The 16,270-nt window shown below is 41.3% G+C and carries 10 protein-coding genes; 2 read left to right on the top strand and 8 right to left on the bottom strand.

Features of this window, described 5'->3' with window-relative positions:
* Complete coding sequence (locus tag B9A58_RS07520) at window positions 1–639, top strand: phage tail protein (RefSeq protein WP_084371840.1); 639 nt, start codon at window positions 1–3, stop codon at window positions 637–639.
* A 172-nt stretch (window positions 640–811) separates the two neighbouring features.
* Here the strand turns inward: B9A58_RS07520 and B9A58_RS07525 are convergent, their stop codons facing one another.
* The 6 genes from B9A58_RS07525 to B9A58_RS07555 all read right to left on the bottom strand — a co-directional run bounded on the left by B9A58_RS07525 (window position 812) and on the right by B9A58_RS07555 (window position 10,165).
* A complete protein-coding gene (locus tag B9A58_RS07525; RefSeq protein ID WP_084371841.1) occupies window positions 812–2,014 on the bottom strand; it encodes a hypothetical protein in 1,203 nt (400 codons plus the stop codon).
* A 22-nt stretch (window positions 2,015–2,036) separates the two neighbouring features.
* Window positions 2,037–3,443, bottom strand: a complete 1,407-nt coding sequence (locus B9A58_RS07530; RefSeq protein ID WP_084371842.1) for a hypothetical protein — start codon at window positions 3,441–3,443, stop codon at window positions 2,037–2,039.
* A gap of 363 nt (window positions 3,444–3,806) precedes the next feature.
* A complete protein-coding gene (locus B9A58_RS07540; RefSeq protein WP_084371844.1) occupies window positions 3,807–4,550 on the bottom strand; it encodes a LytR/AlgR family response regulator transcription factor in 744 nt (247 codons plus the stop codon).
* 17 nt (window positions 4,551–4,567) lie between these two features.
* Window positions 4,568–6,601, bottom strand: coding sequence for a tetratricopeptide repeat-containing sensor histidine kinase (locus B9A58_RS07545; RefSeq protein ID WP_084371845.1), 2,034 nt, complete (start codon window positions 6,599–6,601; stop codon window positions 4,568–4,570).
* An 87-nt stretch (window positions 6,602–6,688) separates the two neighbouring features.
* Window positions 6,689–6,883 (bottom strand): hypothetical protein, encoded by a 195-nt coding sequence (locus tag B9A58_RS07550; RefSeq protein WP_084371846.1) that lies wholly within the window; start codon window positions 6,881–6,883, stop codon window positions 6,689–6,691.
* Between the two features lie 57 nt (window positions 6,884–6,940).
* Window positions 6,941–10,165: a caspase family protein gene (locus tag B9A58_RS07555; protein WP_176214713.1), complete on the bottom strand. Its 3,225-nt coding sequence runs from the start codon at window positions 10,163–10,165 to the stop codon at window positions 6,941–6,943.
* A gap of 224 nt (window positions 10,166–10,389) precedes the next feature.
* Here B9A58_RS07555 and B9A58_RS07560 point away from each other — a divergent pair, with 224 nt between their 5' ends.
* A complete protein-coding gene (locus B9A58_RS07560; RefSeq protein WP_084371848.1) occupies window positions 10,390–11,130 on the top strand; it encodes a response regulator in 741 nt (246 codons plus the stop codon).
* A 48-nt stretch (window positions 11,131–11,178) separates the two neighbouring features.
* Here B9A58_RS07560 and B9A58_RS07565 read toward each other — a convergent pair whose 3' ends face one another.
* On the bottom strand, window positions 11,179–12,714 hold the full coding sequence (locus tag B9A58_RS07565) for a choice-of-anchor tandem repeat GloVer-containing protein (protein WP_084371849.1): 1,536 nt from the start codon (window positions 12,712–12,714) through the stop codon (window positions 11,179–11,181).
* Between the two features lie 186 nt (window positions 12,715–12,900).
* Entirely contained in the window at window positions 12,901–16,245 is a 3,345-nt protein-coding gene (locus B9A58_RS07570; protein WP_139793790.1) for a T9SS type A sorting domain-containing protein, read from the bottom strand.
* Window positions 16,246–16,270 lie beyond the last annotated feature (25 nt).

The raw sequence follows: 16,270 nt of genomic DNA on the forward strand, positions 1-16,270 counted from the left end.
ATGTCAACATTTGTAGGAGAAATCAAATTATTTGCCGGCAACTTCACTCCAAGGGGCTGGATAGCTTGCGAAGGTCAAATCTTAGCCATATCACAGTACCCAGCCCTAGCTTCATTGTTAGGTTCGCTTTATGGCGGAAATGGTACTACCACCTTTGGTATGCCAGATTTTAGAGGCCGCGCGCCCATAGGAGTAGGTGCTGGCCCTGGTCTAACATCGAGAACGTTGGGTCAATTTGGTGGAGTGGAAGGTGTGACGCTAATACAGACTCAAATCCCTGCACACAACCATCTGATCACTAGCACGCCTACTGTCCAAAACAATCTCACAGCCAATGCAACGGGTACCATCAAATGTGCTAGTGCTGCAGGAAATACCGCAGACCCAAGCAATGCTTTTCCTGCTGAGACCAAAGCGCTTACTGGTGACAAAATATATACTGACACGGCGACTCAAGCGACATCCAGTATGAATGCGGGTGCTCTGGATATCCAAGCCAGCCTACAAGGAGATGTAGATGTAAAAGTGGATAGCCAATGTGGAATGACAGGAGCTGGCCTCTCTCATGAAAACATGCAACCTTGGACTTGTATGAATTACATCATCAACTGGGATGGCGTATACCCAGATAGAAACTAAGCTTGAAAAAGGTGAATTAGGTCAACAGTCGTTACACGTCAGAAATGACTGTTGACTAATCATTCATTCGAACGCCATTCAAAACAAAGGAGCTGACCTAATGATCAACTCCTTCTTACTACAAAACCTTTTTTTAAGGCTTGTAAAAAGCATACCTCTTTCTCACAAAGACTTATTCGTCTAGTAAGTTTTCTAAAACTGTCACCCAGCCTTTGATCGGGTCGAACAAAAGCTTCTTGGTTCCATTTTCTTCCTTTGTGTATTCTAACTGGATCGTACTGCTAGCTACTGGGTCAATATTCGCTCCGTCTTTGAAGGCCCAAACAGTCACTTTTAGATCGTAAACTTGACCAGCAGTGAGTTGATTTTGGGATTTTCTAAGCAATTCCAAGAAGGCATAGTCTGCAACATTGTTGGAAGTATTCACAGTCACTTTCGGATACCAGAAGTAGAATTTTTCCTGATCTTTATCGATTTGTGGGATATTCTCAGCAAAGACTGTACTTGACTTTCTAAGCTTTTCTCTGTCCGTAATTTCACCTGCCATCTCATAGGTGATATTGAACCATGCGCCTGGGTGTGACACTTCCAGTGGCTGCTCAAAATAAGGTTTGAAAGCTACTGTCGCTCCCAATTCTGCCTTTGTAATAAAATTAGCGGGCTTCTCTGTTGGCTGATTGCTCTTCTGATTTCTAAGATAGTTTGTGCCTTTAGCGAAAGCTATCTTGCCCTTGTAAGTGCTATATACTTCAAACTTCTCTAGATTCTTTTTCACTTTTACGAATTCATCCGCCTTGAGTGTACCTATCAGCATATCTACTTTGGCTTGAGCCGTTTCTATGTCCCACGTGTCAAAATTGGCTTTGTCCTTGGCATACACATCCACTACAGTTCGAGTAGCATCCAGCGCCACAGGGCCGTCATTGTAGCTTCTGTCAGACTTGATCTGCGCCAGTACACCTGGATCTACTTCGATCAATTCAATATAGCCCGAGGCACTTGCTGATAACCAATTGTAAAACAGTTTGACCTCTGCTTTTCTGAAATAGCTCTCTTTCATGTCCATTTTGAGTTGTGGATCATCACCAGCTTTTTCAAAATAAAAGAGCTGATTGACTAGTTTGCCTTCGTCTTCTTTCACAAATCTATAGCCGTAAGACTTGCCATCGCTCAATCCATAGTAAGATCCTGTGATTCCCATCTCATCGGTCTCGTCGTTAAAACTGGCAAATGCGTTACCTCCTCCTCCAGAGCTGGATTTAGATTTAGATTTGCCCATAGCACTTTTCAATTTTCCGAATTGTGCTTCACTTTGGTGTGGATAGATCATCAAGGTGATGATTAATCCAATCATGATTTTTGCTAATAGTTTCATTTGTTTTGGTTTTATAGTTTGATTAAAAATTAAGATTTACTGATTCTACTCTTGTTGTAAGTACGCCATCTCTACCACTGTTTCCAGCATTTCCCATTCGGCCTGTGGAGTAATAAGGTGCGCCACCTTTTCCACCTCTTCCGCCTTGATTATTGATGGTGATGCTGAGCTGCTTTACAGATGGATCTTTCAATAGGGTGACTTGACCGCCATTGGCTCCATTTCCACCATTCCCTCCAACTGTTTCACTTTTTCGACCTTTTCTTCCATTCATGCCTTGACCCCCTATCGCATTTACAGTAAGGTTCGTAGTAGGTGTGAGTTTGTAGCGTGCTACTGTTTTATTCTTGGTTTGATTAAATATTTCAATCTTGTTCAGACTTGCTCCAGTCTGGGCATGTTTTATTGTTTTCACCTTGATAATCAAATTATCTGCGGGTCCGGCATGCTGTCCATCTATGCCCTGAAAAACCGTCATGTATTTGTGCCTTTCGTTTCCCCAAAATCCATTTTGATTTACCTTGATACTTACATCATTGGTAGTCGATATGGCTTTTTTGGCTGTAAGGTTTGTGTGATAAATGGAGCTTACTTGTAGCACTACCTCATCATTGATCAGCTGGTCTGCATCTTCGTCGACTCTGGCCTCTATAGCAGTATTGCTACAACCTTTGTTTGTCAATTTGAAATCGCTCCATGGGATTTTACCGCCCAGATTAGGCGTGCTCAATTTTTCGCCATTGGCTAGTGTTGCTACCACTCCGTATCTTATTGCTTCGCTGAAGTGAGCCACTTTTTCAGGTTGTGACACCAGCTTTATTTCAATTTTGGAAACTTGCTTGTTTTCCAATGAATTGGCCAGGCGCTCGGCCTCAGCCATGTGCTGTTTTTGCTCCTTTACGTCTGCGCGTGCGTTGGTTTGGTTTTTAAAAGTGGCCTTAGCGTAAGTTTCTATTTCGTTATTGACCTCTTCCAAACGACCATTGAATTTGCCCCCTGGTTTTACAAGTACATATTTCGTTGTGGACTGCTGTTTTCCATTCCATTCGTAGTAGACTGCGTAGTCATTGATGAAGGAAAGACGAAATACTTTGTAGGCGTAGTAAGCTGGATAGCCAGGCACATCAGGTTTAAAGACTTCGTCGATTATGCCCGCTCTTTTCACAGTCACCTGGCTAGCATCTTCGCTGATTTGAACAGGCCATGGCTTGCTCACTGGCTGTAGTTTTTTGTCAGCTACTTTGTACACGGAGTAGCTACCAGATTCGAAATTTTTCAGGATTTGGGTTTGACTTTCCTGGCCATAAACTGAACCATAAGAAAGTAACAGGATAATCAATAATTCTATAAGGATTCTAAATCGAACATTGATGTCAGCATGCGCTTGATAAGTGCCTGGTATTGTGGTTTTTTGCAGTAAGGTTTCCATAGTTTGAGATTTGATTATTAATGGATCATTCTCGAAACTAGGACAGCTTTTCAGGGATTTTTGAGTGGATGAGTATTCGTTCAGGATCGATGACTATTCGATCCAATTGAATTAATATTTGATTGAGATCAGTTCAAAAAAGCCGCTGCAAATCAACTTTACTGACAGTCAAGACCTGTTCTATAGAAGTGGCGGCCAGAAGAATGAAGAGCAAGGATAAATTTTTCATGGTTTTTAAATTTGATAAGCTACTCAAATCAAAACCAGGTCAGTCTGTATATTTGACAAATCAATATTTGTCAGGAGTTTCTATAATTCGTTGAATATAGTTGTGTTTTTGTTTTTAGCCAATAGAAAAAGTACCTACAAGCTTTGCAGCCTTATCATGAGTGCCTCTTTTTTACGTACTGCCACAGGTAGAACACTCCCATCTTTCATGTATACAATCCCACCTTCTTTCTTCTCATATCTATCGAAATGATTAAGATTGATCAGGTGAGATTGATGAGCACGAAAGAAAGACTGCCCTGCAAATAACTGATCGTATTCTTTGAGGGTTTTTGATATGATCAATTTTCGACCATCAGAAAGAAAGAATTTGGTGTAATTGGCTTCTGACTCACAACGAATTATATCTTCTACAGCTACCAAATAAACATTTTCGGCATCTTTAAGAATGACATTTTGTTGTTCATTGACTGTATTTTTATTCCCTACAAGGTTAGAAACTTTTAAATTGAGCTCTTGTTCGTCGAAGTGTTCTGACGCCTTACCAATGGCAGCTTTAAGATCATCTGGATCTATCGGTTTGAGGACATAATCAATAGCACTGTATTTAAAGGCTTTGATTGCATATTCATTGTGGCCTGTGACAAAAATTAGCTTAAAATCTATTTTCCCATACATTGCCAAAAGGTCGAATCCCGTGCCGTCTTTCATTTCGACATCCAACAGTACTAAGTCAGGATGGTTTAATTTTATACAAGTCAAGCCCTCCTGAACACCACTTGCTTCTCCCACCACCTTTGCATGTGGAGTATACATGTTTAAAAGGATTTTAAGATTTTCTCTTACTGTTGATTCATCATCAATTAATACTAACCGCATCTTTTTGCTCTTGTTATCTATATATATCTATATGGCACTTTCAATTCTACTTGGGCACCTAGTGTCTTGCCGTCGGCACCTTTTACATCTGCTAAAATGAGCTGTATTTTTCTTTTCAGTGTTTTGTTGAATACCTCCATGCGCTCTCTGATAATCGTAGTGGAGAGTGATTGATGATCTTTAGACGCTGTAGTGGATTGAATATATCCTCCGCCATTGTCTTTGATCACAATGGAAATGTATTCCTCCTCTTTTTCGAATTTCAGCTCGATTTTTCCTTTCCCATCGCTGGGGGTTATTCCATGCTCAATGGCATTCTCAACAAAGGGTTGTACAAACATAGGCGGAATGGTATCTACCTCGGGGTCAATCTGGTCTGACACGTGAATTTCATATTCAAAACTATTGTTGAGTCGCATCTTGTGCACGTCCATAAAATTGGTGAGCATTTCCAACTCATCTTCCAGTGGGATGAATTCCTTTCTGGAATTCTCCAAGGTCTCCCGCATCAGCTTGGCGAATTTGGATAAATAAGTAACTGCTGTCTCTGACTGATTCTTGAGCATGAAATTCTGCACAGCCAATAGTGCATTGGAGATGAAGTGTGGATTGAGCTGAGATCGAAGAAAACGCTGCTCCAGTTCCATTTGGCTCTGCTGGGTTTTCATCGATTTTTGCCGGTTGTTGAAAAATACAAAACCACCAATCAATAAAACCATTACACCGCCAATCAGGATGGCTAGATTTTTTTGCTCTAATTCTAAGTTTTGAATAGTGGCCTGCTGAGAAAGTGTGGCTATTTCTGCTTCTTTTTTTTCTGTTTCGTATTTGGTTTGGATTTCTGCAATTTGTTTTGACTTATTTTCTTGATTTACCTCTTTGAAGATTTCAACGTGGCTTTTAAGAGCGTTAAATGCTTGCGTATACCTTCCCAATTTTTCATAAATCTGGCTTTGCAAATCGTAAATATCAGCCACGAGTGTTCGGTCTTTCAATTCCTTCGCTATCTGCAATGCCGCTGTCGCTGAAGCTTGTGCCTCATCCAGTTGATTAAAATGAAATTTGATTCTGGCAAGATTGTATCTGGCATCAGCAATCCCCTGTTCATCTTCTACCCGTATAAAGATGTCAAGCGCTTGGAGGAAAAATTCTTCAGATTTAGAAAAGTCGTTTTTGTTGAGGTAGACATGCCCTAATGAAACAAATAAATAATAATCTGCTTCAACAAAGTTTTTCTCTTGTCTGATTTTTAGAGCTTTCTCCAAATAGAACAAGGCTGAATCGTATTGACCCAACTCACTGAAATAGTCCCCTAAAGTGATATTAGCATACACCAAAGGCCTCACTCCAGTCGATTGTTTTGCTAGGTCATAGCCTTTTTTAAAATACTCCAATGCCAGCTCATTCTCTTGCTGTGTTTGATATACATAGCCAATATTATTATATCCTTGAGCTAGCTGATCCTTGTGATTCTCTTCATTCAGAAATTTGGTCGCCAGCACGTAGTAATAGATCGAACTGTCTAATCTGCCTTCATTTTCAAGCAGATATCCCAGGTTATTCAGTATCATAGAAATGACAAGCGTATCCTTAGCTTTTTCTGCATATAATTTGGCCGTTAGAAATGATGCTTTGGCTAAATCAACATTTGAAGTAGTAGAGTAATTATAAGCCAACAAGAAATTTACCTTAGCTGATAATTTGCTAAAACCCTGACGGGCTGATACCGCGGCAGCATTTTTATAGTAGCTGTTCGATTTTTCAAACAGAAGAAACTGACTATACAACTGCCCTCTTGCAATGCTACTCTCCACAGTTAATTCCATTTTATCTTTCGGTGTGAATCGCTCTACTGAATCCAAATATTGCAAAGTTGCACTAGAATCTGAAAAGCTGCCTTTGGCCAGCCGTAAGTAAACAGAAGCCCTGGAATAATTATCTAAGTTTTGCTGCAACTCATTTAGAAGACTATCCTTAGTTGTATTCTGAGAAAATCCTTGACTTATAGTAATCAACGAAAGTACGCCCAGCAGTCCAAAATATTTCAACATGTAGTTATAGAGGTAATATTGATGAGTAAAAAAAGAGACCAGTACTTAAAACCAGTCTCGTTATTCAGATTTGATAATTTAGACTTTCTAATACCAATCTTTTAGGTGGCTATCTCCCTGCTGGGAAGAAGGTAAAGGCTCACTTACTTTTTCCGCTAATGGCCATTCAAAAGGATTAACAGCATTATCAGAAGATTTTGGCTCAATGATTTCATTTTCATCACAGCCTGTATGGACACATTGGATTAATATGAATGCAATAGCTTTGATTAGGTTTTTCATCTTTTTGATCGTTTAGGAAAACATTTTTTTAAATATATAAATATTAAAACTCATTGTCTACTCCACCACCACCGGAAAGTCCTGTCCTCGCGAGTAAGTGACCGGATACTGTGACTTGCCTTTATACTGAATAGCGTATTCTGGGACTTGTGAGTCTATGTAAGCTTTCAGCTCGTAAATGGTGACTTTTCCATCTTTGGGCGCGCCGTCCGCTTTACCGCTCAAAGCCTCAAGCAAAACATAGGTAAACAATCCATGGCCGAGCGCTGCAAACTCCGTGGCAAACTGCTCACTGCCTGAGGCCGCCAATACATGTACGCCTGAACTTCGCGACAATTGTGCCATAGCCTTTTCTTCACTGGCTCCTCGTATGGCCAACAATTCCGTGGACCCGCCTGACTGACAAGCATCTAAAACCACCAGTTGTTTGAGAGCACTGATGCTAGCAAATTTCTGTTGCAGTGTAGCAGCATTTACTGCCTCATCTGTCAGTAGATCCAAATCATACAATCGAATATTTTCTGTAGGAATGAAGTAAAAATCACCATCCACCATACTCCCATGTCCGGCATAATAAAAGAAGAAAACATCTTGAGGTCTTGCATTTGCTGCTATCTCATCCAAAGTGGCCAACATGTTTTCCTTAGTGGCCTCTTCATTAAACAAAGCATAAACCTGTGTCCTGTTGAATAGCTTTTTTCCCTTGGTTTTCACCAATTTCAAGAATGCTTCCGCATCCTCAAACGCATAATTAAGATCCAGATTTGGGTTTTTGTACTTATTGATCCCAATGGCCATGACATGACAAGTAATATCCTCGTGTATGCCATCAGCAAATATCTCACGCTGGGTAAGCTCTGACTCAATGCGCTCATCACTGAATGCTGAGATAGCAATCACATTTTTGCCTGGTACCAGCTGCACTGGATAATGGTGAAATACGGATTTTCCTGGTTTTGGCTTCACCCTGGTCATTCGGTCGTGCCCAGGCAATCGCTTGCCATTGTGCAAGAGTTTTACTTCGTCCATTCCTCCACCTTCATCCGTGATTTTCACCATCACATCTATCTCATTTTTGGTGAGGTGTTCGCCAGAGGTGGGCGAAATGATCTCAACAGTGGGAGGTGGTGAATTTTTAAGTTTTGATTTAATGTCAACTTTGTCATTCAATAAGCCGTCCGCTTGTAGTGATTTCCCTAATATACCAGGTTGATAAAAATCCTCAAAAAATTGATCCAGAGAATAACTCTTCATACCTCTAACAAAAAAGATGTTTTGCTTGGCCTTTTCTGTAGCGTCAAACTGCCCATTGCTATTCGTCACCAACCAATCCCCTTCACTTAACAGGATATGAGAAATAATCTCTTGTCCTGTGGCTACATCCCAAATTCGTGTGGTACCATCCAAACTATGTGTGATCAAATGTTTATCATTATGAATAAAGTCTACAGTAGTAATAGCATCTGTATGACCGACAAAAGTTCTAATTGTTGCTCCTGAATTAATATCCCATAGCCTCGCCGTTCGATCGGAACCAGCAGTAGCTATTTGTTTGCCATTCGAGCTAAATGCTGTAGTGAAAATTTGTCCTTCGTGACCGACAAATTTCTGAACGCTAAGACCCGAAGCCATATCCCATAGTTTCGCCTTACCGTCCCAGCTTCCAGTCAACAGTTGGCCGTCTTTTACGCTGACATGAGACACCATTTCTGTATGTCCTATAAAATTTCTTGCAGGCTCACCACTGTCAATTTCTATTAGCTTCAGTTCTTTTCCTAGTGTCCCGACAGCCAGGTAAAGGTCATTGCGTGCAAAAGACAAAGCATAGGGTGAGTTCTGATCCATTCTGTATGTGTTAATTTCTTCTCCACTTTGAATATCCCAGAGTCTGGCAGTGGCATCCCAACTGCCTGATACCATATATTTTCCATTTTGGCTAAGTGCCAATTCGAAAATCAACTCTCTGTGCCCAGCAAAAGTCTTGAGCTCGTCGCCTGTGCTCACTTCCCACATGCGAATAGTTTTGTCCCCACTGCCTGTAAACAAATACTTGCCGTCCTTAGAGAATTCGAAACTGGTTACTCCATTTTCATGTCCATCAAAAGAACGCACCACTCGCCCCTTGTTCAGATCCCAAAGTTGCGCTGAAGTACCTACTGCTTTTATGACAAATCGTTCATCTGGCGAAACTCTGATGCCCTCTTTGTAGCCTACATATCTGCTCAAGTTGTATTGCCAATACGACTCAGGGTCCAATCCCAAACCATTGTCCAAGGCGTCATTCAAATAACCTTTTAATACTTTGCTCAACTTTCCTGTTTGTGTATTCCAGATTTTGGTCACTCTGTCATTAGTTGCGGTAGCTATGAACTTGCCATCTGGGCTAAGTGTGGCCGAATTGATTTTGGTCTCTGTATTCAATATCTTATGAAGCAGTTGGCCAGAAGTATTCCAGATCTTTACCGTATCTTCATCAGACACAAAAACGGTATTTCCTTTCATGCCCACTGCGTTGTACTCCTCTCCGTCCTGACTAAACTCTTTGACCACCTTCCCTGATTTCCAATCCCACAAGGTCACTGGTCCTCTTATGCTCGCAGAAAGTAATCTGGATCCTTTGTCATCCAACTGAATAAAACTTGGACATCCTCCGCACGAACTCGGACTAATGTTCCTTAAGGTATCTTGTGGCACATTTGAATCAAGCTTGTAGGTAATAATCTTACCATCATCATTACCAGTGATTAAATTTTTGTCGTCTTTCGTAAACAAAACCTGAACGCCCACGCCGATTCCTGTAGCTGGGTTGCCTTTAAACTCGCCTATTTTTTCTCCTGTATGTACATCCCATACATATACCTGCCTATCCCAGCCGCCAGAGACCAGCTGTGTGCCATCAGAGTTGAAATTCAAAGAAGAAACTCGCTTTCCATGTCCTTCCAATGTGCGCACCAGTTGGCCGGTAGCCACTTCCCAAATCCGAATGGTCTGATCTGAAGAGCCACTGGCCAGATACTTGCCAGTAGGATCAAATACTACAATATTCACTGGATTGATGTGCCCTAAAAAAGTTCGAATTTCACGACCTGTTGTGACTTGCCAGAGTTTGATACTACTGTCTCGACTTCCTGTCGCTAGAAACTGTCCATCAGGACTATAGGCAACTGTACGTACAGCTGCACGATGCCCGCGCTGGATGACGGTTTCTAAGGGATATTCTTGCGAGAATGCCGAAATAAGTTCGCAAAATAATAGCAATAGGATGAGGTATGTTCTTTTCAAAATAGTGGTTTTAAAAAATTTGGATAAAGATAAACCAGCTAAACAAGGCAAGTGATATTTCAAGGTAAAATGGAAACAAAATGGATTGCGCTTGCACAAAAATGGAGCAATAATAGAGATGAACATATAAAGCCAATATAGAACTTGAAAAATAATCGATTATTTTAAAATCACTCATCGAAAAATTTACTCAAAAGAATATCTAATTTGTATTTTGCGGCAAAATGGAGGAGAAGAAAAAATATACTGCTGTATATATCGACGACGATAAAATTTTACTCACGGTCATGACCGCTTATGCTCAGCATACTAAATACGTAGACTTGTTGGGGTGTTATTTGAATCCTGTAGAAGGAATTACAGCAATAGATGATCTAAAACCGGACATTCTGTTTTTGGATGTTCAGATGAAAGAAATAGATGCTTTCGACACTATGGAAGCGCTAGAACATGACCCCATTGTCATTATCGTATCCTCCCATTGGGAAAGTGAAAGTGAATTGATTGAAGCAGGGGCTTCTTGTTTTTTGACCAAACCTCTTAAAGGCCCGAATCAAATTGATCAAGCCGTAGAAAAAGCTTTGGCCTTCCGTGCCAAACAAAAAGAAAAAGTAAAGCGACCAAGCATCAAACTTGATTCCAATCAAGAAATTCTTCCCGAACTCTACAAAGAAAAATTGACCAAAGAGCATTTTGCAGAAAATGAAACGTGGGCCAATTTTATTGTGAAGTTTGATCAAATGCATCCTAGCTTTTTCGAAAACCTCAAAGGGGATTTTAATAGCCTTACTCCTACACAAATGCGAATATGTGCATACGCCAAAATTGGTATTTCGTTGAAAAACATGTCCAGCAATATGGATCAGGCGCTAGAATCTATACAGACTCATATTGCGGATATTAAAGAAAAGCTCAACATTGAGCCAGATGATGATTTACGTGAATTTTTGAGTATCTATAATTAAAAGCAACCTACCTGAGTGACGATCAAATTTTCCGTTTTGAGACATTAATCATTGATTGGTATAGGTTAGTATTTTCACCTTTTTCACTCCCTTTGGTGTAATGATATGCGCAAAATAAAACCCATGACTTTGTGGAAGCTTTATTTGTTCATTTTGTTGGATAACCCCAGTTTGTATAAGCTGTCCAGTAGCATTGAATAGGCTATACTCTGTAGTTGTTTCTAACCCCAGAAATCGAACCATTCCATCTGTAGACGGATTTGGAAATACACTAATATCAGGAGTAATGGTAGCTACCTGTGTGATGCAATCAGTTTCAGATAAAATGGTAAGATTCAATGTGACCAGACTGTCACACCCAAGCTGGTTAGTAAAACTTCCAATATATTCACCAGACTGTGTTTGTTCGTTTCCATCGAATGTATAACTGCCACAGGCCACCTTTTCCAGAGTTTCATTATCTTCCTTACAAGGCAATTGCATTTCTACCAACGGATAAGCTGCCAGGCCTCCTGAAAGCTGAGAAATCACGCCAAATGTCTCAGTGTCCATATCATATTCGAAAATGGTGATGCCAGCATTGCCATAAGAGACATACCTCGTATTGCCATACAATTTGCCATTGGCCGACGCCAAGACTGGCGCATCCGGAATGTGCGGACCAGAAAACTCAAGAAAACTGTGCAATGTCTCTTGCGAACCAGTACCAGTATTAAACCTATATAGCGAACCGTGCCCTTCTGTACCGCCTGTGCCTGTGGTTCCGTAATAGTTGCCGTCTGATGCCAACAATATGCCTGCATTTATACCCTGCGTATCGGTCAGACGAAAGATGGTACTGTAGGTATTGGTTGCTATATCGAATTGGAAAATCCTGCCATCAAGCCAGGAAGTGACTCCATAGAGTTGACCTTCACTATTCATGGCGAGGCTCGTTGGCGATCTCCCGAGTTCTTCTGAGCCATCAAATTCAAATACTACCTCGTAGATGGCGGCCTCAATATTATATTTGAAAATCACACCTCGGTCTGCTACACCTCCATATTCGGTAAAACCATAGTATACATTATCCGAGACTTCAACCAATCTATTGTCTCCGAAAGTTAGGCGTCCAGTGGCCTTCTCAAATTCGTGCAGTTCAGTGTACTCACTCGAAGTTGGGTCAAATTCAAAGAGGACATCCATTCCACCTGAAATAAAACCATATAGCTTGCCATTAGATCCCAAGGTCATTGTACCTAATGGAATGCCGCCCGAAAAATGATGTAACACTTCGTAATTGTAACTTGACTGATCAATGGCAAATAAAACACCGCCATCAAAGGCTCCTCCTGCAGACGTCCCTCCATATATTTTTTCATCAGCACCTTGGGTTAATCCCCATATTGGCATGGAGCCCATTTCTCCTCCTTCAAAAAGGTGAACGATTTCTAAATTCTCTCCATTACCATCTGACTTGTAGATATAACCCGCATCCTCATTGCCGAACACCGGACTGACGCCCCAAAGTTCGGATTGTTGTGCCCGAGTGGGGATGAATAGGGCATGGCACAGAACCAATAAACCAGTAGTAATCTTTCTCATAGCTACTTTTACTCTCTAAAGTAAAAAAGAGGAAACACAAAAATACCCTATTTATATTTTTCAAGTGACACAAAAAAGACCTGGCGTCTCCGGGTCTTTTTGGTTCTGCTTGAAAAGGTAGGAAGGGCTTGCACCTTCCCTGCTGCTGGTCGTTGTTGTGTCTATTCTTTGATGACTCGAAGGTTTTCAATAACCGATCCGTCGGTAAGTACTCTCACCCTTTTTATCTCCCAGATCAATAACAATTTCATTCGTATTTGACTTTATAATGTGATTAACAAGGTGGCCAGCAATGGTCATTACCTCCACTTCTATAGTTTCATATTCTTGTTCAAGATCTAATTTTATATGAGACGAAGTTGGATTTGGATAAGCACTTGGTGAAATGAAGTCCTGAGATATGGACATGACCACATCTTCAAAATCAATACACTCAGAAACTGACGCACAAGAGCCATTGTCTACGGCTACATAAAAACTTCCTGCTGCGGGCGGACTTAAAGTCAATTGATTTTCACCTTCAAGTGCCGTTTCTGTATCACAATCGTACCACTGATAGGTGGCGTCCTCCACTGACTCTGCCAATATAAAATCTTCATCCAGTTGTATTTGAGCAACTGGTTCTTCCAGAATAGTTAAATTGAGTGTAGCCGTACTATCACACCCAGCTGCATTGATCAATGTCTCCTGATAGATTCCAGAAACTGAATAGTTTGTCCCTTCCCAATCGTAACTATTGCACATCTCTACGTCTTCAGAACCTTCTGTCCTTTCCAAAATAGTGAGGTTAACGGTGACCACACTGTCGCACCCATGCTGATTGGTAAAAAAACCGAAGTACTGACCTGATATGGAATAGGTTGCTCCATCGAGCTCATAGCTGTCGCAGGCATCAATGTCTACTTCCACCTCATCAGTTAGTATGGCGAGATTCAATGTTACCAGACTATCACAAGCATATTGGTTGGTATATACTGCCTGGTATAAGCCAGAAGTTGTTATGGTTTGACCATCAAATTCATAACTATCACAGGCTGATGCAGAAATCGTTTCACTGTCTCCTGTAAATATAAAATCGAGATTTACAGTTCGAGCACAACCATCTATGCTATAGATTATATTTTGGTAATTGCCGGTTGTGTTTAGGATCGTTCCGTAAAAATTATATGCCGTGCAGCTACTCACTTCCTGATTTACTGTGGCAGTAGAACCGCACGAAGTATTTCTGTACAATCGGGATGAGTTGTCCAAATAATCCTCAACAGGGCCAGAAAGCATAAAGTCTAAATCCAGGTCACCGTCAATATCTGCCAAGGCCAGCGCACTGTCAAATATTCCATGAAGCGCTCCCACGCTTGCTTTGGTAAAGTTGCCCGATCCGTCATTGAAGTACACAAACGTTCGAGGCACACCCCCATCTTCATAGTCATTCGCCCATTTTCCGGACTCGATCAGATCCAGATCTCCGTCCAGATCAATATCACCAGCAATGGCTGCTGTACGAAACGCTCCTTCATCACTCTGTGCTCCAGTGAAATTTCCGAATCCATCATTTTTATAAACAAGAAATTGTCCTCCACCTGACAGGTAAATGTCCAGATCCTTGTCACCATCGACATCAAACATCAGTGCCCTTCCATCCGCCAGGGAAGCCAGACCCGTATCAGTTGCTTCAGTGAAGTTGCCCAATCCGTCATTCAGGTAAAGCAGCGTCTGGTTCATATCCGAAGCGTCCACTCCTTTGATCAAAAGGTCAATGTCTTGATCGGCATCCACGTCTCCGGTCGCCACACTTACACTATCTAGTCCGGTCAATCCTGCTACATGGAGGGTCATTGTTCCAAAACCATCGTTCAGGTAAAGCTCCGCAAACAATACATCCGAAATGTCTCTGCCAATAATCAATACATCAGGATATTGATCGCCATTGGCATCAAAAGCTATTGATTCTCCTAAGATACCTCTGAGGCTATTAGAAAAATCTTCAGCAAAGCCTCCGGCTCCATCACCCAGATATATCGTGGTTTTGGCCTCATCGTTTTGTTCGAGACCAGAAAGCACAACATCCTCGTGTTCATCTCCATTGAAATCTGATGTGGCCATACTGGCATATTCCAACCCTTCGAATGGAAGTCCTGAAGTAAGGGTAAATTCACCTGCACCATCATTGAGGTACAATTCAGTAATGCTCTCCGTACCAACGTAATATGCTCCACTCACAAGCATATCAGGGGCACCATCCTCATTGGCATCAAAAAATGCAATGTCCCCATCTCTGAACTCAGGTGTGATATTGAATGCTGCACTGTCAAATCCGTTTGCCTGGTCATTGATAAATATTAGAGGGATAGTTTCATCAGAGGTGATGCTAGGATCAGAAATGTCTCGCGTCCCATAATTGACAATATCCGGATAACCATCTCCGCTAACATCGCCAAACGGAACCCTTCTGAAATCAGTTATTACATAGCTATCGTGCTCACCATAATTTCCCTCGCTATCATTCCAGAATATGGCCAATTCATCTTCTGATATTGCAAATGCTATTTCATCTGCTCCATCATTATTTAATTCCTCAAAATGTAGGGAATAGTTGTGGTATGCACTAAGGTCATCGAAATCGTTGGATGTATCTAACACATAATTTCCTGATTGATCATTGAGATAAAGAAGCGTTTGATCAACGTCTAAAATGAATAAGTCTGGGTAACCATCGCCGTTGGCATCTCCGAATTCCAGGGCATGATAAGGACTATTGATTGTTCTGAAATCCCTGATCACTTCGGTAAATGTACCCTCCTCGTAGCGATAAATTACATTAGTCAATCCACCATCGTAGATGTGAACAATTACATCTACTCCTCCGTCGTAGAATTTGGAAACGGCGAGACGAAGTGTAAGCTTATCCGTAAAACCCGTTTTTTCTGCCTCCGAGAAGTTTCCCGCACCATCATTGAGGAGCAAGGAAGTTCCATATAGACTGGAGATCAGAAAGATGTCAGGATGGGTATCGCCATTGAAATCGACTAATCGGAAATCACCACTATGAGTACTTTGCAAAACAAGCTGACTCTGATAGTGGAGTTGCCCCTCGCTATCACCAAAGAAAACTCTGGTAGCTCCAGCGTCATTTGAGTTAGCTAAGGCCTTCTCACCACCAATCACTAGGTCATTGATCCCGTCCCTGTTCAGATCGGCAAAACGCACAATAGGCTCAGTCGCCAAACCTGAAATCCCTGGTTCAGCTTCCATCTCTATACGCCTGTAATGGTTTTCGCCATCATTGATGTATGCAATGAAATGATAATCCGGAAAACCAGCACTTGCAGCATAAAACAAGAAATCATTGTCACCGTCTCCATCCATATCATAAATCTGGTTGCCACCCAACTTACTACCTTTCACCAAATCCAGATCTATAGCTGGTGATGAAGCCGGCTGGATCAATTCGAAGGAAACATCTGTTTGAGAGAAACAAAAGTTCGCCATCGTAAGAAGCATGAAGGATAAAAAGATTATTTTACTTTTCATTTCTGTATTGGTTTTAAGACCAGCG

Source organism: Reichenbachiella faecimaris, from assembly GCF_900176375.1.
Classification (GTDB): Bacteria; Bacteroidota; Bacteroidia; order Cytophagales; family Cyclobacteriaceae; genus Reichenbachiella; species Reichenbachiella faecimaris.